20 protein-coding genes are annotated in these 20,032 nt (G+C 64.4%); 2 read left to right on the top strand and 18 right to left on the bottom strand.

From position 1 onward, the window contains the following. Nucleotides 1-192 precede the first annotated feature (192 nt). The gene (locus tag AC1PLS_RS14875) at nt 193-3,735 is read left to right on the top strand and encodes a hybrid sensor histidine kinase/response regulator (RefSeq protein ID WP_425519001.1); all 3,543 of its coding nucleotides are present in this window, start codon (nt 193-195) and stop codon (nt 3,733-3,735) included. Nucleotides 3,736-3,810: 75 nt separating this feature from the next. Here AC1PLS_RS14875 and mdtD read toward each other — a convergent pair whose 3' ends face one another. After that, entirely contained in the window at nt 3,811-5,232 is a 1,422-nt protein-coding gene (gene mdtD, locus AC1PLS_RS14870; protein ID WP_167709308.1) for a multidrug transporter subunit MdtD, read from the bottom strand. Nucleotides 5,233-5,677: 445 nt separating this feature from the next. Here mdtD and AC1PLS_RS14865 point away from each other — a divergent pair, with 445 nt between their 5' ends. After that, nucleotides 5,678-7,201 (top strand): helix-turn-helix domain-containing protein, encoded by a 1,524-nt coding sequence (locus AC1PLS_RS14865; RefSeq protein WP_481103809.1) that lies wholly within the window; start codon nt 5,678-5,680, stop codon nt 7,199-7,201. A gap of 402 nt (nt 7,202-7,603) precedes the next feature. On the opposite strand, the gene AC1PLS_RS14860 is transcribed toward AC1PLS_RS14865, so the two are convergent. The 17 genes from AC1PLS_RS14860 to AC1PLS_RS14780 all read right to left on the bottom strand — a co-directional run bounded on the left by AC1PLS_RS14860 (nt 7,604) and on the right by AC1PLS_RS14780 (nt 19,824). Further along, nucleotides 7,604-8,821, bottom strand: a complete 1,218-nt coding sequence (locus tag AC1PLS_RS14860; protein ID WP_065032612.1) for a hypothetical protein — start codon at nt 8,819-8,821, stop codon at nt 7,604-7,606. Between the two features lie 223 nt (nt 8,822-9,044). Beyond that, nucleotides 9,045-9,668, bottom strand: coding sequence for a hypothetical protein (locus AC1PLS_RS14855; protein ID WP_481103808.1), 624 nt, complete (start codon nt 9,666-9,668; stop codon nt 9,045-9,047). 608 nt (nt 9,669-10,276) lie between these two features. Further along, nucleotides 10,277-10,963 (bottom strand): glycoside hydrolase domain-containing protein, encoded by a 687-nt coding sequence (locus AC1PLS_RS14850; RefSeq protein ID WP_481103807.1) that lies wholly within the window; start codon nt 10,961-10,963, stop codon nt 10,277-10,279. A gap of 173 nt (nt 10,964-11,136) precedes the next feature. Next, complete coding sequence (locus AC1PLS_RS14845) at nt 11,137-11,478, bottom strand: hypothetical protein (protein ID WP_258071511.1); 342 nt, start codon at nt 11,476-11,478, stop codon at nt 11,137-11,139. A gap of 275 nt (nt 11,479-11,753) precedes the next feature. Further along, nucleotides 11,754-12,824 (bottom strand): hypothetical protein, encoded by a 1,071-nt coding sequence (locus AC1PLS_RS14840; RefSeq protein WP_481103806.1) that lies wholly within the window; start codon nt 12,822-12,824, stop codon nt 11,754-11,756. Between the two features lie 19 nt (nt 12,825-12,843). Then, entirely contained in the window at nt 12,844-13,191 is a 348-nt protein-coding gene (locus AC1PLS_RS14835) for a hypothetical protein (protein WP_054591492.1), read from the bottom strand. Between the two features lie 79 nt (nt 13,192-13,270). Further along, nucleotides 13,271-13,933 (bottom strand): RebB family R body protein, encoded by a 663-nt coding sequence (locus AC1PLS_RS14830; RefSeq protein WP_184433943.1) that lies wholly within the window; start codon nt 13,931-13,933, stop codon nt 13,271-13,273. Next, the gene (locus tag AC1PLS_RS14825) at nt 13,930-14,175 is read right to left on the bottom strand and encodes a RebB family R body protein (protein WP_024939223.1); all 246 of its coding nucleotides are present in this window, start codon (nt 14,173-14,175) and stop codon (nt 13,930-13,932) included. Before AC1PLS_RS14825 ends, AC1PLS_RS14830 begins: the two co-directional genes overlap by 4 nt. 23 nt (nt 14,176-14,198) lie before the next feature. Further along, a complete protein-coding gene (locus AC1PLS_RS14820; protein WP_054591480.1) occupies nt 14,199-14,534 on the bottom strand; it encodes a hypothetical protein in 336 nt (111 codons plus the stop codon). Nucleotides 14,535-14,640: 106 nt separating this feature from the next. Further along, nucleotides 14,641-14,919 (bottom strand): RebB family R body protein, encoded by a 279-nt coding sequence (locus AC1PLS_RS14815; protein ID WP_022973268.1) that lies wholly within the window; start codon nt 14,917-14,919, stop codon nt 14,641-14,643. Nucleotides 14,920-14,971: 52 nt separating this feature from the next. Further along, entirely contained in the window at nt 14,972-15,238 is a 267-nt protein-coding gene (locus AC1PLS_RS14810) for a RebB family R body protein (protein ID WP_054591479.1), read from the bottom strand. A gap of 30 nt (nt 15,239-15,268) precedes the next feature. Next, nucleotides 15,269-15,538, bottom strand: a complete 270-nt coding sequence (locus AC1PLS_RS14805; protein ID WP_024938705.1) for a RebB family R body protein — start codon at nt 15,536-15,538, stop codon at nt 15,269-15,271. Between the two features lie 35 nt (nt 15,539-15,573). Then, the gene (locus tag AC1PLS_RS14800) at nt 15,574-15,861 is read right to left on the bottom strand and encodes a RebB family R body protein (protein WP_024938706.1); all 288 of its coding nucleotides are present in this window, start codon (nt 15,859-15,861) and stop codon (nt 15,574-15,576) included. A gap of 792 nt (nt 15,862-16,653) precedes the next feature. Beyond that, complete coding sequence (gene hemE / locus AC1PLS_RS14795) at nt 16,654-17,718, bottom strand: uroporphyrinogen decarboxylase (protein WP_024938707.1); 1,065 nt, start codon at nt 17,716-17,718, stop codon at nt 16,654-16,656. Nucleotides 17,719-17,731: 13 nt separating this feature from the next. Beyond that, on the bottom strand, nt 17,732-17,983 hold the full coding sequence (locus tag AC1PLS_RS14790) for a WGR domain-containing protein (RefSeq protein WP_006449079.1): 252 nt from the start codon (nt 17,981-17,983) through the stop codon (nt 17,732-17,734). 189 nt (nt 17,984-18,172) lie between these two features. After that, on the bottom strand, nt 18,173-19,285 hold the full coding sequence (aroB, locus tag AC1PLS_RS14785) for a 3-dehydroquinate synthase (RefSeq protein WP_184433945.1): 1,113 nt from the start codon (nt 19,283-19,285) through the stop codon (nt 18,173-18,175). Continuing rightward, nucleotides 19,282-19,824: a shikimate kinase gene (locus tag AC1PLS_RS14780; protein ID WP_005995037.1), complete on the bottom strand. Its 543-nt coding sequence runs from the start codon at nt 19,822-19,824 to the stop codon at nt 19,282-19,284. The genes aroB and AC1PLS_RS14780 overlap by 4 nt, the downstream gene beginning before the upstream one ends. Between the last annotated feature and the right edge of the window lie 208 nt (nt 19,825-20,032).

The following is a 20,032-nucleotide window of genomic DNA, read 5'->3' as shown; positions in this document are numbered from 1 at the left end:
GCAACAGCGTTGAACCGGATCGAGGCCCCCCTGCATGCGCTGGTTCGGGCCGGGAGGTGAAAACGGACGAGCGACGCGACAAGCCCGCTCGGGCTTGCTCGCACCGCGTGCGGCCCGCACTATGCGGCGACTTGTCGTGAAACCTGTCCCGTGCGCCTTTTTTCGTGTTTTTCCTACTGGTTGATCGCAGCGGTGTCGCTGTGTGTGTACGTCACGGTGCCACCTGCGCGGGCGGCCACGGGCGCGCTGCTCACGCCGGTGCCCAGCCAGGTCACGGTCGCCGACGGGCTGCCCTCGGACACCGTCAGTGAGCTGGCCGAAGATCAGCAGGGCTATCTCTGGATCGCCAGCGATGACGGCCTGGCCAGATTCGACGGGCGCAACTACCGCATCTGGCGGATGGAAGACGGCTTGACCAGCAATGCGATCTGGACCATCTGCGTCGATCGCGACAATCGCGTGTGGATGGGATTCGAGAACGGCGGAGCCGGTTTTCTGGAGCCCAAGACGCGCGCGTTCAGGCGGCTGGAGAACCCGCAGTTTCCGGAGCTGCGCGAAATCACGGTGTGGGCGCTGGCCTACACCCCGAACGGCGATATCTGGCTTGGTACTGCGGCCCACGGGCTGTATCGGCGACGTCCCGACGGCAGCATGCAGCGCTTTTCCAACGTGCCCAGCGACCCGACCAGCCTGCCGTCCGACAGCGTGATCGGGTTCGAGGTCGCGCCCGACGGAACATTGTGGATCGGGACCCATGGCGGGCTAGCGCGCTGGGACGGCGCGCATTTTCAGCGGGTGTCGTTGCCCGGAACCACGCAGGCGGTCAACCGGCTGCACATGGAGCGCAGCGGCAACACCTTATGGGTCTCGGATGTGGTCGGCGACGCGTTTCGCGTGGACGCCGACGGCCAGGCGCGGCCCCAGCCGTGGCAGAAGGCCGTGAGCAAGCGGCGGGTGATGGGAGTGTTGCTGCACGACCGCAGCGGGCGCTATTGGCTGGACACCGAGAGCGGCCTGGGCCTGTCCACCGCAGGAACCGACATCAGCAGCGTGCCGGTCTACAGCCTGTCGGCGCATGGCCTGGTCAGGCGCAACTGGATTACCGCTTACGAGGATCGGGAGGGCGGGCTGTGGTTTGCGGCGCTTGAAGGTGGCCTGTGGCACCTGCCTCCGCATTGGGACACCTTTGCGGTACTGGCCCACCACGGTGCTGATCCACAGTCGCTGACCAATCCGTCGGTGCTGGCGACGGCGTCTTCGGCTGCGGGCGGTGTCTGGCTGGCTGGCTCGCGGCATGCGCTGGAGTATCTCGATGCGGCGACCGGCCAATTGCAGACGCATCTGACGCAAATCGATGCCCGTCCGCCCGACTCCATGCTCGAAAGCCGGCGCGGGTTGGTCTGGATCGGCGTCGAAGGAAAACTGGTCCGGTATGACCCGCAGAGCGGGCAGGTCAAACGCTTGCAGCTACGTGAGGACGTCGAGCCTGATCCGGATGGTGCGGCGGACCGTCCGGGCTGGATGGCTGAGGACGCGCAGGGCCGCCTGTGGGTGACAGTGCTGGAATATGGCCTGCAAATCCGCAACCAGGACGGGCAACTGCTGCGGACCATCGTCAATGGCAGTCATGGACTGGAGGTGTTGACCATCCTGGACCTACGCCTCGGCCCGGATGGTCAGATATGGCTGAGCAATAACGCCGGCCTGCGGCGCTGGGACCCCGCCGCCGACCGATTTGTCCCCGTCGACGGTACACCGTCCCTGCCGACCTATCTGTTCCGGCTGGGAGAGGGGGGCGTGGTCTGGACCGGGTTGGCCGGCGAGATCCGGCGGTATCTGTGGGACGGAAAGCGGCTCAAGCACCTGGACACGGTCGGAAAGGAGCAGGAGTTTCCGTTGGTGGCACCCAACGGCCTGGTGGTCGACGCCAGGGGCGTGGCGTGGGTGTCCAGTCAACGCGGGCTGATCCGGATCGATCCCGGCAGCAGGTTGGTGCGGGTGTACGGGGTGCACGATGGGCTGCCCAACCAGCAGTTGCAGATCAACACGCTGGTGCAGGCCGGCAGCGGGCGCATCGTCGCCGCATCGCCCGACGGCGTGGTGGTGTTCGACCCGGCCACGATGCGCCCCAGCACCCGCAGGCCGCCGTTGATCATCGAACGCGTGGGCCTGCGGCGCGGGGAGCGTGGTCTGGATATCACCGGGCAAGAGCCGCTGACGATGCAGGATGGCGACCGCGATCTGCATATCGTCGCGCGCCTGCTCAGCCTGGCCGATTCCGAATCCAACAGCTACCGATTTCGGTTGAGTGGCTACGATCCGGACTGGATCGATGTCGGTCCCAGCGGCGAGCGGCAGTTCTCGCGGCTGCCTGCGGGGCATTACACGCTGGAAGTGCAGGGGCGCACCGCCGACGGCATCTGGTCGGCCAGCCAGACGCTACGTTTTCAGGTGCTGCCGCCCTGGTGGTTGTCGCCATGGGGACTGGTGTTTCTGGGCGTGCTCGCGCTCTGCGCCATCGCCGCGGCGGTGTTGCTGTATCGCCGCCGCCTGCGGCGTTTGAACGCCTGGCAGCTGGCCGTGCACAAGCAGGAGCTGGCCGAGCAGGCGTCGCTGGCCAAGACGCGCTTTCTGGCCACGCTCGGCCACGAGGTACGTACCCCGATGACCGGCGTGCTGGGCATGAGCGAGCTGTTGCTCAAGACCTCGCTGGACAACAAGCAGCGCAGCTATACCGAATCGATCCGTCGTGCCGGCGCGCATCTGCTGCGCCTGGTCAACGATGCGCTGGACCTGGCGCGGATCGAATCCGGCCGTCTGGAACTGGATCTGGAGCCGTTCTCGGTACGCCAGCTGGTGGCCGAGGTGGAAGGCCTGATGGCGCCCCTGGCGCAGGAGCGTGGCCTGCGTTTCAGCCTGGAGGTAGGGCTGCTTGGCGACATCACCGCCAGTGGCGATGTCACCCGCATTCGCCAGATTCTGCTCAACCTGCTCAGCAATGCGATCAAGTTCACCGAGCGCGGTGTGGTCGGGCTCAAGCTGACCACGCTCGGGTCGTATCAGGGGCTGCGTTTCGAAGTGGCCGATACCGGGCCGGGCATCAACGCCGACCAGAAAGCGCGCCTGTTCCAGCGCTTCGAACAAGGCGACGGCGCCAAGACCACTTCGCGCTACGGCGGCAGCGGCCTGGGCCTGGCCATCTGCCAGGAACTGGCGATGGCGATGGGCGGGCATATCGAGGTGATCAGCCGGTTGGGCGCGGGCACGCGCTTCGTGGTCGATCTGCCGCTGCGCTGGGTCGCTTCCAACGCCACGCTCGGTGGCGAGGTGGCGCGCACCGGTGGCACGGTCGCCCCGCAGCGCATCCTGCTGGTGGAAGACGACCCCACCATCGCCGAGGTCATCGTTGGCCTGCTGCGTTCGCAAGGTCACTCGGTGGTGCATGCGCCGCACGGGCTGGCCGCGCTGACCGAAGCGGCCGACAACCCTTTCGACCTGGCCTTGCTCGATCTGGATCTGCCCGGGCTGGACGGCTTCGCCCTGGCGCGGCAGCTGCGCGTGTTCGGTTACGACATGCCGCTGGTGGCGGTGACCGCGCGCTCGGACGAAGAGGCCGAGCCCACCGCGCAGGAAGCCGGGTTCGACAGTTTCCTGCGTAAGCCGCTCACCGGCGACATGCTGGCCGACACCATCGCCGAGGCATTGCGGCGCGAACGCCCGCGCGAGCAGATCTAGAGCCGTGCACCGCAGTTGAAATCGCACACGGCCCTGCGCTGGCGCGCGGCGCTGGTCGATGGCGCAGCGGCCGCGTCATTCGGCGACTTCTTCCACCTGCCTGGGATGTGGCCGCGTCTCGGCCAACTGCCAGAAGATCAGCGTCGACGACAAGGTGATGCCACCGACGCACAGGAAGGTCGCATGCAATGCGGCAGTGGCGCCGTGGCTGTCGCCCAGATGCGTGTTGAAGGCGGCCAGCAGACTGCCCGCTGCCGCCGCGCCGAACCCGGTGGCCAACATCATCACCATCGATAGCAGGCTGTTGCCGGGGCTGGCCTGCTCACGATCCAGGTCGCGCAGGGTCACGGTGTTCATGACGGTGAACTGCAGCGAGTTCACCGCGCCGAAGCAGGCCAGCTGCACCAGCCGCAGCCATAGCGGCTGGCCGACATCGACCAGCGCGAAGCTCGCCATCGCCAGGCCCACCAGCACGGTATTGAGCATCAGCACACGGCGATAGCCGAAGCGACCGACCAGCTTCACCGCTGCACGTTTGGCCGCCATGCCGGCCAGCGCCACCGGCACCATCATCAGCCCGGCATTCATCGGACTCATGCCCAGGCCAACCTGCAACAACAGCGGAATCAGCAACGGCATCGAGCCGCTGCCCACCCGCGCGAACAGGTTGCCCAGGATGCCGATGCGATAACTGGCCACCTTGAACAAGGCCAGCGGAAACAACGCCGCCGACGTGCTGGCCGCATGCAACCAGTAACCGGCCAACGCGGCCAGCCCGCCGATGGCCAGCAGCATGACAAAGGCGTGGCGCAGGCCGAGTTCGGAGATGCCGTCCAACGCCAACGACAGTGCCACCATGCCGAACGCCAGCATCAGATAGCCGATCAAATCGAAGCGCTGGCGTGCATCGCCGTAGTGGTCGGGCATGATCTTTAGCGCGGCGATGAACCCGATCACGCCGATCGGCAGGTTGATCAGGAACACCCAGTGCCACGAGGCGACTTCCACCAGCCAGCCACCCAGCGTGGGGCCGATGAGTGGGCCGATCAATGCAGGAATCGCGATGAAACTCATCGCGCGTAGGAAGTCGGCGCGCGCCACGGTCTTGAGCACTGCCAGCCGGCCCACCGGCAGCAGCATCGCCCCGCCAATGCCTTGCACCACGCGCGCCGCCACCAGCTGCGGCAGCTGCTGCGCGGCGGCGCACAGCAGCGACCCCAGCGTGAACACGATGATCGCCGCCAGGAAGGTGCGCCGGGTGCCGAAGCGGTCCGCAATCCAGCCCGATGCGGGAATGAACATCGCCACCGCCAATGCATAACTGAAGACCACCGACTGCATCTGCAGCGGGCTTTCGTGCAGGCTGCGCGCCATCGACGGCAACGCCGTATTGACGATGGTCGCATCCAGCATCTGCATGAAGATCGCCAGCGACACCAGCCACAGCAGCGGCTTGATGGTGTCGTAGGCGCGCAAGGTGGGCACGGGTTGGGACATGAGCATCGCCATCGGGAAGACAGCGCATTATCCCTGCGCGCGCGTGCAGAACGTCGCAACACTATATACGACGCCATTGCTTGAGCCCGTCGCAGCGTCGCATCGCCGCAGCGGCAACGAGTGAGACGCGCCGCACCCAATCCAATTGCGGACAAGCCCGATGCTACGAATCGTCGGGAACGGGCTGTGGCGGCGTGCTAATGCCAGATCTGGCTTGCACCAAGCGGTTGCTTTGCTGGCGAATCGTTTTGCGCCTGCCACCGTCCAGTCACCGCAAGCGAGCGTTGTCTCACATCAGGGTGGATCGACCGAGGGCGGGCGAGGGGAGCGTTCGTAGAAAAAGCGGAATGCACGCTTGGAGCTTTGCCGACGGTCTGGTCAGGGATGGCGCGACTTGGGTCTGGCCGCCTTCCGAGCGCGCCAGTAGATCAGGTCGAAAGCATCCATGGAAAAGCAAGTCTTTGATGTAGTGCAGCGCGCCTATTTCCCAGGCGATCCCTTGGAGAAAATGCTGGGAAAGATCGCTGCACAACTGTCGCAGAGCGCGATCACGAACGGCGCGGTATGTAAGTTTGTCGCGGTGGAGCATCACGGTCCACCGGGTCCGGTTCTGGCAGAAACCCAGCCCCCGCCCACGCAGTGTTTTCCCGTCCAGCACGGCCGGCAAGTGCTCGGCACACTGAATGTCACGCCGGCTCAAGAACGAATGACCCCGGAAGCGATGACGCTGTGCCAGCAGATCGCAAAGTATTGTGCGTACCTGATCAAGCGCGATGCCGCGCGGGCGTTCGCGCAAGACCGGTTTGGTCGCGCGCTGTCGATCGTGGGCGTGAGCGAAGAGGTCTTGACGATCGACGAATTTGTCGAGCACGGCGCATACAGTCGCTTGCCGGTCATCGTGCGCGGCGAGTTCGGAACCGAGAAGGAAACTGTGGCCGTTTTGCTGCATGCAGCTTCACCCTGGCGGGAGGGGCCGTTCGTCGCGATCGACTGCGCCGCTCCCGGCAACGCACCGGCGGCATGGTTCAAGCGCGGGGCCGGGGGAACGCTGTTCCTGCAGAGCGTGGACGAGCTCGACGACGCGCTACAGCGCCAGTTGGCAGGGCAGCTTTGTGGCCTCGGCGGGCCATGGTCCGCCGTGGACGGCGAGGACTCGCCACGCGTGGTCGCCTCCACGACCGCTGATCTGTCGCGCCGCGTACGTGCCGGACGCTTCTCGCGGGCGCTGCTGTCGCAACTGGATGTCCTGTCGATCGAACTTACCTCGTTGCGCAAGCGACGGACAGATATCGGCTTTCACGTCGAGCATGTGCTGGATCGGCATGGCCTAGATCACGGTCAGGTGGTCACCGAGGTGTTGATGGACGCCCTGACCCACTACCCATGGCCGGAAAACCTCCAGGAGCTGGAGCGGGTGGTGCTGCGCCTGGCGGTCATGACAGCCGGCAGGCCGATCGGCAGCGCCGACATCCAGCGCCACGCACCGCGTCTGTTGGAAGGCCGGGTGCAGGGAGCGCAGCGCGATGCATGCGCCACGGTGTCGCAACCGGCCGATCTTCCCGCTGAGCCCACGCCGCCTGAAACGCCTGTCGACTGGATCGACGGCCTTCCGCATCGCCCCGGGCAACGTCTCGCCACCCTGCACGACGCACTGCGGCGCGCATTGGTGCATCTGGGCGAGCACTATGCCGAGCCGCTGACCCTGGGCGATCTGGCCCGGCAGGCGCATGTCAGCCAGTCGCATCTGGGCTTTCTGTTCCGCGACGAACTCGGCACCCCGTTCAAACCGATGTTGCAGCAGCTACGGATCGAAAAGGCCAAGGAGCTTTTGCATCAGCAGCGCAAGCTGCGCATCACCGAAGTGGCGCTGAAGGTCGGTTTCGGCGACCTGAGCCATTTCGAAAAGAGCTTCCGACGGCTGGTTGGGGTGAGCCCGCGTGAGTTCCGTAGGGTCTATGGCCAGGATTGACCGTCAGATATGAGGCCCCAACTTCGTGCTGGGTTCATCGGCTGGGCCCAGCATGCGGTTGCTTACAAATGCGCCGCCTCTCAGAAAAAATTCTATTCAAGCAACGATTGGTTGGGGTGGCCGACTTGCGGCGCCCGAAAAGATCGCCCGCGCCGGGTCGTGCCCATCGGCTGTCTCTACCTCTACTACATGCGCGGCATCGATCGCGTGCGTCAGCAATCCGTCCAATCCCGCTTCACTCCTGCGCTGCCGACAACGAGCTGGCATCATTCCGCCACGGGTACGGCAGTGCAAGGATGGTCCCGGATTGCTAGCGATCAGGTCCAGCGTAGCGAAAAAGCGCAGTTGTGGCACGGTTGGGCTGCCTGTAACGCATTGGGGCGGTCGGGCGAGTGACGTCTTTCAGGGACGACTAATAAACCGCCCTGTGGTTACCGGGAACCACTGAGCCAGCAAGTCCCTTTCAATGGCCTCCGGCCTTCCTGTCAGATCGGCATAGTGCTTGATGTAAACACTGCGATGGTGCCAATTTACAAAGATCGGATCGGGGTGCAGCATCGGTAGCGATGTCAGGCCCGCAACAACCGCACCGGAACCCACGGCTGCCCATCGGTCTCCGCTTTCCGTTTCCACACATCCCATGCCGTAGCCCAGTTGCCGCATTGCGATGTAGCTTCTATCGTCCTTGAGAATTTGTTCGTAGAGTTCCAATAAGCCGGTATCCTTCAGATTCAGGCATGAGCCGAGCTGCGTCCCATTATCCCGCAGGAATGTCTCCGCAAGATGCCGCACCATTTGTCCTGGTTCCGGAAAGATCTGGTTGCCGCCGCCCTTGCCATTCTTGGATGCGTTTCCGACAAGGGTCGCATGGGCACCAGGCATGAGGATTAGTTCCTTCTTTACTTTTACGTCCGGGATGATCGGAGTAAAGCCGCGCGCCCTCTCATCGCGTGCGTATACGGCGCGGTATTCCAGCACGTTGGTATTCAGTGTTGTCCTGTTTAACTGGAAATTCAAAGGACCGGGTACCGGGTCTATCGCAAAAATGTTGACGCAGATGTGGCGGAGCTGCGGGTCGGCATACATTGCATTGGCCATCATGTGGCAGGTAACTGCGCCACGGCTCCAGCCAATGAGGTTGACGCGGTCAGGCAGTGGTGTTCGCAGGACTTTTGCTCGCGCCTTTTGTAAGGCTTGGGGGACGATTTTTCGGTGCTTATTGGCAGGGGTCCAGCCACCAAAAGTGTTCTGCGGCTCAAGTCCAGCTGCTTCGGCAGCTGCCTTTTCCCTTTGTAGGATGCGTATTTCCGCATCTGTCATTAAGGTCCTCATATGGCTGGGGTCTTTCTTGATCACCGCAATCGCGTGCTTGACGTTCTCCTCCCAGCCCGAGCCAAAAGTAGTGCCCCGAGCATCAGTGTAGTTCCCCGGGAGTGTCCATTTATCGTTTTCTTGTTGATTCCCGCTGCCCGGTCCATCTGCTATGAGCCAATCATCGAACTCCACCCCGAGATGGTTGCGTGCCAATGTGGAGATAAGCTGTCCTTCGCTGTAGTTTGCACTGTCGTAATCCAGGCTGTTCGATCCTGTCCCGCAAAAAAATACTGTGAATGTTGACATTCTTGATGTCTCCAGAATCTCGGGTGGTTGGGTCGCTGTATTAATCTATGTGTGGATTACGGAGCTCGTGCACTACGGTGGTATGAGGGTGAACTCTTGATGCATTCATGGAGTGAAATGTGGCTTTTTCTGCTAAACTTCCGCTGTAGTCGAGTTGCGTGATTAGTCAATGCGCTGCTGTTGACCGGGGTTGTGATTGCGGCGGGCGTGTCATGTGGTGGATTTATATAAATCCACCCATGATGTTTTGCATCAAATGGCCTTGAAGCGAGTCGCGTACTTTTGTCAGTTGGATGACATAGGAGGAATAATCGTTCTCCGACTCGAGAAGGTAGTTGATGAGCAGCGTGAGAGAAGCTAGGACGCAATTGAAGCTATTGAATCCGTCACCATTCTTCAGTGCGAAGACATTGATTTCCGGAGCCACAGCACGGAACCATCGCGGGAAATTTCCGGCATCCTCCTCTGTTACAGGTATCTCGAAACTGACGCAGGTCGGGTCGTCAAGCATGGCGCTATCATCTTGCCAGTGGCCTCCACCGCCTTGGCCAAAGAACGCCCATGGATAACCCGACACATTCGGTACCAGTCCCCTGACGAACTGGACCCGCCCGCGAAGACGAGACAGAACGGCCGTATGACCTGTAAATTGCTGTAACAGGGGAGAGCGCGATAATCTTGAGGATCCGATTCCCATGTTTTGCTCGGTCCAAGCGATCAAGGTCGGCTCGGGGTCGACTTCATAGCGCATGTCTGGCCGGTGCCTCCAACGTCCTTGGTGTCGTGAGATGCCTGCGATGCCGACGGAATTGGTTTGTTCTGACATCAAATCAACTATTACTGTCATTTCACATCTCCTTTCGAGGCGGAAGGTGCAGGCCGGCATATGCCGTACCGAGATCGAGCGACCTGATGGCGGAGTTCTCTTGCCGCTGCGGTAATGCGTACTCGTGGGCTGGCTGCTGCAGGCGCTAGGTTTTATGCGGTGAGATCGGCATGATCCCGGTCTGCGGGGATACGCGCATGCACGCTCGATACAGACGTGGGCTCTTGGACAGGGGTGTCGGAGCGTTTGGTAATACCGCCGATTTCGCTATAATTTATTGGGGAAAATTACAGTTATTATTCTTTCCGGGGGCGCTAGCCAATCGTTGCAGGTCCCTTTGGGCGAGGGTTGCTATGGAATATTGATGTGATTCCATGGAACTAGGTCCGCACCAGGTGTTGATCCGGATTCGGCTTTGGCCTGATTTCGACAAGTGCGTTGGCGGATTGATTGATGCAGGTGATGCGCTTATCCGTTCGTTTAATGCATTGAATCAGTGCGGGGGAAAGTGGGGTGACGCGTGGTGTCGTCTATCGATGCAGGGAGTGTCGGGTTGGTTGCAAGGGATCTTCATGCATTGCTGGAGTTTATGGGTTTCTGCTTTTTCCCGATGCAGGAAATACGCGCAATCACGCCGAGCTCGGATCGGCTAAACTCGAATAACTGAGGTCAACTTCCAGTCCATCGCACGGCGTACCAGGAAGCGACAGCACCGCATCCTGTTCGTATTGCCAGAGCATGGCCTGGGAATAGCCGCAGCCGGCCGGATCGGAGGGCTGGACGTGTTGGATGTCGCCGGCGTAGAGGTGACGCCCTGCCGTGGAGACCCGCCAGGCCCAGACGCGCGGGGAGGGGCAGGGGCCGATCCGCGACAGCAGTTCCACTGCGCGCGCGTGCGAGCAGTACAGGCCGGGCGAAAAACCATTGCCCAACAGCGCGGCGATCCACATACGGATGTAGTCGATGGCTGCCTGTGGCGGGCTGCCGCCATCTTCCCAGTCGAGATAGACCACCGCGCCATCGGGAAAGCCTTCGGCGCGTGCCAGCGCTGCGGCCTGTGCACCATCGAGGCTGCCCTGCCGGGCGGTGACGTCGTGCGAACCGGGGCCGATCGTCTGCTGACCAAGGTAGACGGGCGCCAGGCCCCAGCCTTGTGCGATCAACGCAGCGCGTTGGCCCATCCAGCCGGTGTCGGCATGGCTTGGCGCCGGTGCCAGGTAGTAGCCGCACCACGCCAGCTCGGCCTGGGTCTTGAGCCAGTCAAGGGCGGGCAATCCGGGGAATTGATCGGTGTCGAAGCCTGTGTAGAAGGTCATGTCGGAATTCCTTCGGATCGGGCGTTGGCTGGGCCGGGGCTAGATGGCCGCGGCAAGTGGGGCTGCGCTGCTGGATCAACGTGGCGGCGGGGAGCCGGCAGACCGGCACCAATGAGACCGGACGGGTTCATCGCGAGACCGGCTTCATCGCAACGCCGAAACGCATCGCTCCGTCAGCTGGCTGTTCCGTCGTCGGCGTTCGGAGTGGCCGGCGACGTCGCCGCCATTGCCTGCTCGGTCTGCTGCTGCGCGGCGGTCACCGCCGCAGCGGCGGCCTGTTCGGCCTGCTGCAGTGCCTGGTTTGCGCTATCGATCGCCTGGTCATTGCCAGCTGCGGCGGTCGCGGCGGTTGCGGCCTGCATGGCCGCCCGTACTGCCCTATCGCTGGCCGCCATCGCCTGATCGATCTGGGCTTGCGCCGCTTTCAGCGCCGCTTCGATCTGCGAGGATCCTGACGATTGCGCAGTGGAGGCTGGTGTCTGGTACGGGGGCGTGGGCTGAGTATTGTCGGACATGCGGGTATCTCCTGAAGTGGACGCGGAATGGAGCGGGGTGACGGCATCGGCACGCGATGGTCGCATCGGCGCGGCGAGTGGTGCGGTTTCGGTTGGGCGCTGCGCTGCAAGCGCGCGCAGCCTCTCACCCAGTGCGTTTTCGGCCTGCGCCATGCCCTGGCGTGCGGCCGCTAGGGCAGCGGCGCGACCTGCATGCACCGCTTCGCGCGCCGCGTCGGCGGCGCTGGTCGCAAGCGGGGCCTGGTCGCCGGCCGCAGCAGGCGGGGGCGGTGCGCTCACTGCGTGGCCTCCGCATCCGTGTCTTGCGAGGTGGTGGGTGATGCAGGTGCGGCACCGAAGTCGCGGAGCGAGATGATGCCGCCGTTGACCTGCAGCAGTGCAGCCAGGGCGTCGTTCTGCATGGTGAACACGCAGCTGCTGCCATCCTGGCCCAGCACCCCACGGCTGGGCCGGTTGGCCGCCAGGAAGGCCTGCGCCGACTGCAGGTAGAGGCGGATCGCATCGCTCGCCGCCTGGTCGTCGCCGTCGCCTCGGTAGCGGGTGTGCTGGACGATCTGCTGGGCCGCCAGCGATAGCCGCGCGAAGCCGATCTGGCGACCGCGTGCCAGCCATTCGGCAACGCTGCGTTCGACCTCGTTGGGCGAAGGCAGCCCCTGCACCTGTGGGCAATCCAGGGTGGTGAACAGCTGCGGCAACAGCGTCTGCAGTGCCGAGGCCGCCGCATGCGCACGGTCGTCCTCAGCGGCGATGGTGGCGGTGCAGGCCAGGTAGAAGCGGTAGTAGTCACAGAATTCCAGCGGCGTGCGCGCCTGCTCGACAGCGAATGCCGCCGCTTCCTGCTGCAGTGCTGGCGTGACGTCGGCTGGCGGCGCTTCGGCGGCCAGTTGGCGTAGCGCCAGGCTTTCTTCAAGGTCCAGCGACTGGAACACGCCGGCGCCATCGACCTTCAACTGGGTCAGCAGGCTGCGGCCTGCGGCCAGGTCGCTTGCGGTGTATAGGGCGTTGTCGCGAAAGATGCGCTGCAGCTGCGCCTTGACCACCGAGCCGGTGTCGCCTGCTTCGGCCTGCGCCAGCGTGCCCAGGTCGGTCGGACTCAAGGTCATCAGCTTGACCGGGCTGACCCTCAGCTCCAGCTGCGGCAACAAGGCCAGGCGCGAGCCGTGCAGGCCTTGCTGCACTTCGTCGAGCAGGCTGCTCTCGTCGGGAAAATCGTAGCGCACACCGGGCGATTGGATCGCCCAGGCCAGCCACTGCGTGCCTCCATCGATGAAGGCCAGGCACTGCCTGCCCAGCGTCGAGAGCATCGTCGGCATCGAGATCAGGCGGCCTGCGATTGAAACGGACATTGCATGACTCCTTGTGAGTTCAACCAGCGGGGAAATTCTTCAGCACCAGCCCGGCCGCCGAACCGATCCTGGCGAAGTCGTCGGTGGCGCCCTGCATCAGCTCCTGCGCCTTGCTAAGTGCAGTGACGTACTTGTCATCGCCGGTGGCCAGGTACTGCGCCATCGCCACGCCGACCGCGGTGGTCGCGATCGTGGAGACATTGCGCAACGCGTCGGTGGCGTCCTGCACCGCGATGGCAGTGGACTGCGCCACCGATTGGTAGGCTTTGCCGGCTCCGCTGGTCAGCACGACCTGCGGGCTCATGGTCGCCAGCTGCACCTGGTTGATGACATCGATGACCTGCGCATTGACCTTTGTCGGTTCCATCTTGATTCCCATGGAATGATCGGCCGCCTTTCAATGAGGCCTGGTGGTAGGGGGGGCTGACCTCATCTCTGCGGACGCCCTATGACTGAGCAGGCGGCGCAGGTGCAGGTGCAGGGATAGATGCAGATGCAGGTGCAACAGGAGCAGCAGATGCAGATGCAGCAACGACAGGGGGTGTGCCTGTAGCTGCAGCTGCGGGTGAAGTTGCGGCTGCAGCAGCAGGAGCATCAGAAGTGGCAGCATCATCGGGGCCGGCACCGGAGGCGGGGGGAGTAGCGGGCAGGGGCGGCGGTACGCTCAGCGCATGCACTTCCAAGAGGTCGGCGGTTGCGGTCGCGGCATCTGCCGAGGCGCCTTGCGCTTGCGTTTTCAGCACGTCGACGGCCACCTTGGCCTCCGCCGCTGCGGCGGCGATGAGCGCTGCAGGCGGGGGCGGTACGGGGGGCGGGCCGGGCAACGGCGCGACCATCGGTGGTGGTCCGGGTGGTGCAGGCGGTGGTGGCGGCGCCACCGGGAACGGTGCCGAGATCATCTTGGCGCAGGCGGCGGTGATCGCTGCTGCATTGATCATGCCGGCGCCTTGCTGCCGGTTGACGGCGTTGTGCATCGCCATGCCCAGCGTCTCCAGCATCACGGCATCGAGCATGCCGAGCGCCTGTGCGGGCGCCTGACCGGTGGTCAGCGTCACGATGCTGCTCACCGCATCGACGACCTGGCTGTTCACGCTACTGTCGTCGATCATGACGAAGTCGCTCCCTTCTGGATGATTAAGGCAAGGATTTGAGTAAGGGCTGCATCGGCAAGCACCTGTCCGCGCTGCTGGTTGGCGACTGCGTTTTCCATTGCGAGGGCGATGGAATCCGACAGCGCCAGATAGGTCGCCCCCATCGCGAAGGCCGGCGCCTGGCCGATCGCCATCGCCGCACCTGTAGCGGCGGTACCGATCAGGTTGGCGACGCTTGCAGCCTGCGCGCTTGGCTCCATGACGGGGCACTGGCATCAGTGTCCTAGGCCAACGACGGCCTGCGCTGTGCGACGCCAGCCGACGCCGAGAACAGCACGGTGTTCTGTGGTTCGTGTCTGCACGCGTACTGCAAGGCTACGCCATCGGGCACGCGTTCCAGGAATGCAAAATTGCCCTGCGGCACGTTGATCACGCTGTCCAGCTTCCGGCGGTAGACCAACGGCTGCGCTCCGGGAATCACAGGCAGGATGCCGTCGAACTCGACGTTGATCACCGCCTTCTGGTGCGGCGCGAACGTCGCCACAATGGTGCGGCCCCGGATCAGTCTGACGACGACGTCCAGGGTGTTGGACGTGGGGATATGACGTAGTTGCAGCATGAGACGTCCTTTCTCGATTCGGCCAGCGAACTGCGTGGTGGTTGCAAAGGCTTCGCGTATCGAACCAGGCGCCGCTCTCGCTGTGACAGCGGCGCCTGGCTGCCGATTACCGGAGACCGGCGCTCAGGATTTCCCGGGTGGCGACGCCATCGGACGCGGTATCGATCGAATACAGCGTGGACACGCCCTGGGTCGTCGACGCCTGCATCGTCACGTAGGACTGCTGCTGGTTGTTGGTGGCGTTGTGGGCGGCATTGGACAGCGCCTGGCTGGTGGCAACAAACAGGTTGCCCATTGCAATCGCCGGCGCATCGCCGAGGACCTTGGTGTTGACCTGGGAAACGGAATCGGTGATCTGGCTGTTGACGGCGGTCGGAAAGGCCATGGTGATAGCTCCTTGAGGTAGGGAAACAACGAAGACGCTGCGGCGTTAGCGGTTAGCCGAGGATCTTCCTGGTGGCGGCACCCGTGGTGCCGGTATCGAGCGAATACAGCAGCGAAACGCCCATCGTGGTTGCTGCCTGTGCGGTGACATACATCTGCTGTTGCGCGAGGGTTGCGTTGTGGGCCGCGTTGGCCAGCGCCTGCGCGGTGGCCTGGTACAGATTGCCCATGGCTGCGGCTGGAGCGCTTCCCAATACCTGCAGATTGGCCTGGGTAACCGAGTCGGTGATCTGGTCGTTGACGGCGGTGGGAAATGCCATTGGCGAATGTCCTTGGCGTTAGCCGGGCCGTCAGACGCCCAGGATCTGCTTGCTGACGACGCCGGTGGTGGCGGTGTCGATGGAGTACAGCGTCGCCACGCCCATCGTGGTAGCCGACTGCGCAGTGACGTAACTCTGCTGCTGCGCGTTGGTGGCGTTGTGGGCGGCATTGGCCAGCGCTTGCGCGGTTGCCTGATACAGATTGCCCATCGCGATCGCCGGTGCGTCGCCCAGGACCTTGGTATTTACCTGGGTGACGGAATCGGTGATCTGATTATTGACTGCGGTCGGAAATGCCATTGCTTGCTCCTTATGTGCCAGAAATCACGGTCGGCTTAGCCCAGGCCCTTTATGCCGGTGCTCAGAACCTGCTTGGTCGCAACCCCGGTGGTGGCGGTGTCGATGGAATAGAGGGTGGCCACGCCCATGGTGGTGGCCGACTGCGCAGTGACATAACTCTGCTGCTGCGCATTGGTCGCGTTATGGGCGGCATTGGCCAGTGCCTGCGCGGTGGCCTGGTACAGATTGCCCATGGCGATGGCGGGGGCATCGCCCAGCACCTTGGTATTGGCTTGTGTGACGGAGTCGGTGATCTGGTCGTTGACGGCGGTTGGAAATGCCATGCGTTTCTCCCTGTTCTCGAATGAGTGGAGCGTTTGAACAAACGTGACGATGTCGAGGTTCGGCAGGCGGCCTGCCTGTCCGGAGATGTGTTGCAGTGGCACCGCATCACCGTGGAGAAACAGTAAATCTCCTTGCTCCGGGAAAATTGGTTTAAACGACGGCAATGCCGGGCTTATCGACGTGAAGCCGATCCGCTTTAGGGCGGCATGCGATGTAATGACGCGTTTTGGAACCGCGTGCGGGGAATGTCGTGGTGAATCGCAAAGGGAGTAACGGAAAGACCATGCAGAACAGGCGAGCACAGGCTGCTGCTGACGCAAGGCAGCAACGCTCGCGTCCGCTTGGCGACTCTCTGCGGCAAGTCAATGGCCGGCCGGTACGCTGTCGGTGCCCTGCGAAACCGGAGCCCACGCGCATCGATGATTGACCGCGTTGCGGCTGAGCTCGGCGCGCATCACGTCGCAGTGACGTCGGCAGGGCGCTCACTGCGCACATCACTGGAGTGGCGAGATCACGTTCAACGGAACGAGGCGGGAGGGCCGTGTTTGGAGCGGATGCAGACGTGATCCGGGTGACGGCATGGAGGCTGGTCTTGCTATCGCTGAAGACTGCCTTCGTCACTGTGCCGCGTGCCTGGCGCGGCCTGGCAGCATCCCGTACGTATCGGCGGTGCTGCCGATCTATTGCTGATGCAGCCACCGCCCGTCATCACACTCAGCGTGCACTCCCCGGGCGGGCGCGCTGAGCGGCGGTCGACAGCACACCGGTGCGCTGTCGACCCGTGCCTTGGATTACCGCTTGCTCAGCGTCTGCACCGCTTCCACCAGCACGCCCACATGGTCGGGATTCATGTCGGGCGACATGCCATGGCCGAGGTTGAAGACATGGCCTTCGCGCGAGCCGCCATTGCCCTGGGCGTAGCTGTCCAGGGTCTTGCCGACCTCGGCGCGGATCGCTTCGGGCGAGCCGTACAGGGTGGCCGGGTCCAGGTTGCCTTGCAGCGCGACGCGGCCGCCGGCGCGCTGGGCGGCGTCGGCCAGCGCGATGGTCCAGTCCACGCCTACCGCTTCGGCACCGCTGGCCGCCAGCTCGCTGACGTAGGCCCCATTGCCCTTGCCGAACAACACCAGCGGGGTGCGCTCGGCACCGTCGCCGCGTTCCAGCTCGCGCGCGATACGGGTGAGGTAGGGCAGCGAGAATTCGCGGTACATCGCCGGCGACAACACGCCGCCCCAGGTGTCGAACACCTGCAACGCCTGTGCACCGGCTGCGCGTTGCGCGGACAGGTAGGCGATCACCGCATCGGTGACGGTGCCGAGCAGGTGATGCAGCACCTCCGGCGCGTTGAAGGCCATGGCCTTGATGCGCGCGTATTCCTTGCTGCCGCCGCCTTCGATCATGTAGCAGGCCAGTGTCCACGGGCTGCCGGAGAAGCCGATCAACGGCACCGCGCCATCCAGCTCACGGCGGATCAGGCGCACCGCATCCATCACGTAACGCAGCTCGGTCTCCATGTCCGGCACGCCCAGCCGATGGATCGCGGCGGCATCGCGCACCGGGTGGCGGAACTTGGGGCCTTCGCCTTCGACGAAATACAGCTCCAGGCCCATCGCATCGGGAATGGTCAGGATGTCGGAGAACAGGATCGCCGCGTCCAGCGGAAAGCGTTGCAGCGGCTGCAGCGTCACTTCGCAGGCGATTTCGGGATTCTTGGCCATGCCGAGGAAGCTGCCGGCGCGCGCACGGGTGGCGCGGTATTCCGGCAGATAGCGGCCGGCCTGGCGCATCAGCCACACGGGGGTGCGGTCCACAGGCTGACGGTTCAGGGCGCGCAGCAGGCGATCGTTCTTGAGCATGGGAGGTGTGTCCTCAGCGCGGCGCGTCGGCGCCGCCGGTGATGAGTTGGAAGCCGCGTTTGAGGTGGGTGTCGCGCGCCTTGTCGAAGGCCCGGTCCGCTTCGTCCTGCAGCAGGTATTGGTCGCGTCGCAACTGCGAGCGTCCACCGATCTCGCCGCTTTCGCGCAGCAGCTCCCAGCCGCCGAACAGATCCGGTTGCAGGGTCAGCTGGACGTAGCGGAGCGGCGCGTTGCCGCCAGGATCGTGTTGCAAGTGGATGCGCATGGCGCCGATTGTAGCCGGGCGGTGCTGAAGGCTGGGGGCAATGGGCGCGCCGGGTTGCTCCGCTTGCGAAGGGAGCGTTGGCAAGCAGGCATTGCGTAGGAGCGCACCTGGGCGCGACGGGGATTTACCGGCAAGCCCTGTCGCGCCCGGGGGCGCTCCTACGAATGTGCCGGAGACAAGCGGCGTTGCTCAGCCCGCCAGGATCTCCAGCACTGCCGCCTCGTCGACATCGGGTACCACCTCGGCCTTGCCGATGCCGCGCCATAACACCAGCCGCAGGCGGCCGGCGATGTTCTTCTTGTCCAGTCGCATGCGCCCCAGCAGGGCCTGCGGGGACAGGCCGGGCGGAATGTCGGTGGGCAGGTCGAAGTCATGCAGCAGCGCGCGCAGTGCGTCGGTGTCCTGCGCATCGCTCATGCCCAGCGCGGCCGACAGCCGCGCGGCCAGCACCATGCCCACCGCGACCGCTTCGCCATGGTTGAGGTTGTCGTTGCCGGGCGCGCCATAGCCCTGTTCGGTCTCGATCGCATGGCCGAAGGTGTGGCCCAGGTTGAGCAGGGCACGCTCGCCCTTTTCCAGCGGGTCGCGCGCCACGATGTCGGCCTTGTGCTCGCAGCTGCGCGCGATCGCCTGCGCCAGCGCGTCGGCATCGCCCTCCAGCAGCGCGCGGCGTTCGGCATGCAGCCACTGGAAGAACAGCGGGTCGCGGATGGCGCCGTACTTGATCACCTCGGCCAGCCCTGCGCGCAGCTCGCGCGCGGGCAGGGTATGCAAGGTGTCGGTATCGGCGATCACTGCGCGTGGCGGATGGAACGCGCCGACCAGGTTCTTGCCCTGCGGGATGTCCACCGCGGTCTTGCCGCCGACCGAGGAATCCACCATCGCCAGCAAGCTGGTGGGCAGTTGCACGCAGTCCACCCCGCGCATCCAGCACGCCGCCGCGAATCCGGCCAGGTCGCCGACCACGCCGCCGCCGAGTGCGAACACGCAGGCGTCGCGGGTGGCGCCCAGCTCGGCCAATGCCGTGATCGCGGCGCCAAAATTGTCCAGCGTCTTGGAGGCTTCGCCGGCGGCGATCACCAGCTCGCCCAGTTGCAGGTCCGGGCGCGCCTGCAGCAGCGCCTTGCGCACGCCGGCGGCGTACTGCGGGGCCACCTGCGAGTCGCTGAGCAGCAATACGTGGCGGCCGCGCACATGGCTGGCCAGGCGCGCGCCATCGGCCAGCAGGCCGGGCGCAATGGTGATGGTGTACGGCTGCGCACCGTCGACATCGACGCTGCGCGAAGAACGGGGAAGTGTCATGCGGGGGGACTCGACATGCGCCATTGCGCGGCCAGGCGCAGCACTAGCTGCGCGGTGGCCTCGGCGGGGGAGAAATGATCGGTTTCCAGACTGAGGTCGGCGACCTCCTGGTACAGCGGGGTGCGTTGGGCGGCCATCGCATGCAGTACCTGCTCGCGGTCGGCGCGTTGCAACAGCGGCCGGTTGCGGTCGCGCGCCAGCCGGGTGAGCTGGGCCGGCACGCTGACGTGCAGGTACACCACGAAGCCGCGCGCGCGGATGCGCTGGCGGTTGAGCGGATCCAGCACCGCGCCACCGCCGGTGGAAATCAGCTTGTTGTCCTGCTCCAGCAGCGTCTGCAGGGTCTGGACCTCGTGCTGCCGGAACCGCGCTTCGCCGTGCTGTTCGAAAATGGCCGGGATGCTGCTGCCGACCTGCTCGACGATGGCCTGGTCCACGTCGACGAACTCCAGCCCGAAGCGCTCGGCCAGACGGCGGCCGATGCAGCTTTTTCCGGCGCCCATCGGGCCGACCATCACGAGATTGGAAGCGGGGTTCATGCGCAGGGATCGTAGCATTCGGGCCCGCGCATCGGGCCGATCGGCATGGACTGAAACCATTCCGGCGCGGCGACCGCCGGCTGCGCGCAGCAGCATCGACACCCACGCTGCGCGGACAACGGCTGGGACGACCGCTGAAGATGGAGTGGCTGCACGCAACCCGTGGCGAGTGCTTGGCAGCCAGCGTCAGTGGCGCGAAGACGTCCCA

Source organism: Xanthomonas sp. NCPPB 3218, from assembly GCF_056725185.1.
This window is presented reverse-complemented; position numbering and strand designations above follow the sequence as displayed.

What these genes read in the sequence shown, in the direction of transcription:
- AC1PLS_RS14840 (WP_481103806.1), bottom strand. Translation starts at nt 12,824, where the DNA reads ATGTCCGTTTCAATCGCAGGCCGCCTGATCTCGATGCCGACGATGCTC.
- hemE (WP_024938707.1), bottom strand. Translation starts at nt 17,718, where the DNA reads ATGCTCAAGAACGATCGCCTGCTGCGCGCCCTGAACCGTCAGCCTGTG.
- AC1PLS_RS14815 (WP_022973268.1), bottom strand. Translation starts at nt 14,919, where the DNA reads ATGGCCTTTCCGACCGCCGTCAACAGCCAGATCACCGATTCCGTTTCC.
- AC1PLS_RS14790 (WP_006449079.1), bottom strand. Translation starts at nt 17,983, where the DNA reads ATGCGCATCCACTTGCAACACGATCCTGGCGGCAACGCGCCGCTCCGC.
- AC1PLS_RS14810 (WP_054591479.1), bottom strand. Translation starts at nt 15,238, where the DNA reads ATGGCATTTCCCACCGCCGTCAACGACCAGATCACCGACTCGGTTACC.
- mdtD (WP_167709308.1), bottom strand. Translation starts at nt 5,232, where the DNA reads ATGTCCCAACCCGTGCCCACCTTGCGCGCCTACGACACCATCAAGCCG.
- AC1PLS_RS14835 (WP_054591492.1), bottom strand. Translation starts at nt 13,191, where the DNA reads ATGGAACCGACAAAGGTCAATGCGCAGGTCATCGATGTCATCAACCAG.
- AC1PLS_RS14800 (WP_024938706.1), bottom strand. Translation starts at nt 15,861, where the DNA reads ATGGCATTTCCAACCGCCGTCAACGACCAGATCACCGACTCCGTCACA.
- AC1PLS_RS14780 (WP_005995037.1), bottom strand. Translation starts at nt 19,824, where the DNA reads ATGAACCCCGCTTCCAATCTCGTGATGGTCGGCCCGATGGGCGCCGGA.
- AC1PLS_RS14830 (WP_184433943.1), bottom strand. Translation starts at nt 13,933, where the DNA reads ATGATCGACGACAGTAGCGTGAACAGCCAGGTCGTCGATGCGGTGAGC.
- AC1PLS_RS14825 (WP_024939223.1), bottom strand. Translation starts at nt 14,175, where the DNA reads ATGGAGCCAAGCGCGCAGGCTGCAAGCGTCGCCAACCTGATCGGTACC.
- AC1PLS_RS14820 (WP_054591480.1), bottom strand. Translation starts at nt 14,534, where the DNA reads ATGCTGCAACTACGTCATATCCCCACGTCCAACACCCTGGACGTCGTC.
- AC1PLS_RS14865 (WP_481103809.1), top strand. Translation starts at nt 5,678, where the DNA reads ATGGAAAAGCAAGTCTTTGATGTAGTGCAGCGCGCCTATTTCCCAGGC.
- AC1PLS_RS14850 (WP_481103807.1), bottom strand. Translation starts at nt 10,963, where the DNA reads ATGACCTTCTACACAGGCTTCGACACCGATCAATTCCCCGGATTGCCC.
- AC1PLS_RS14855 (WP_481103808.1), bottom strand. Translation starts at nt 9,668, where the DNA reads ATGACAGTAATAGTTGATTTGATGTCAGAACAAACCAATTCCGTCGGC.
- AC1PLS_RS14845 (WP_258071511.1), bottom strand. Translation starts at nt 11,478, where the DNA reads ATGTCCGACAATACTCAGCCCACGCCCCCGTACCAGACACCAGCCTCC.
- AC1PLS_RS14860 (WP_065032612.1), bottom strand. Translation starts at nt 8,821, where the DNA reads ATGTCAACATTCACAGTATTTTTTTGCGGGACAGGATCGAACAGCCTG.
- aroB (WP_184433945.1), bottom strand. Translation starts at nt 19,285, where the DNA reads ATGACACTTCCCCGTTCTTCGCGCAGCGTCGATGTCGACGGTGCGCAG.
- AC1PLS_RS14805 (WP_024938705.1), bottom strand. Translation starts at nt 15,538, where the DNA reads ATGGCATTTCCGACCGCAGTCAATAATCAGATCACCGATTCCGTCACC.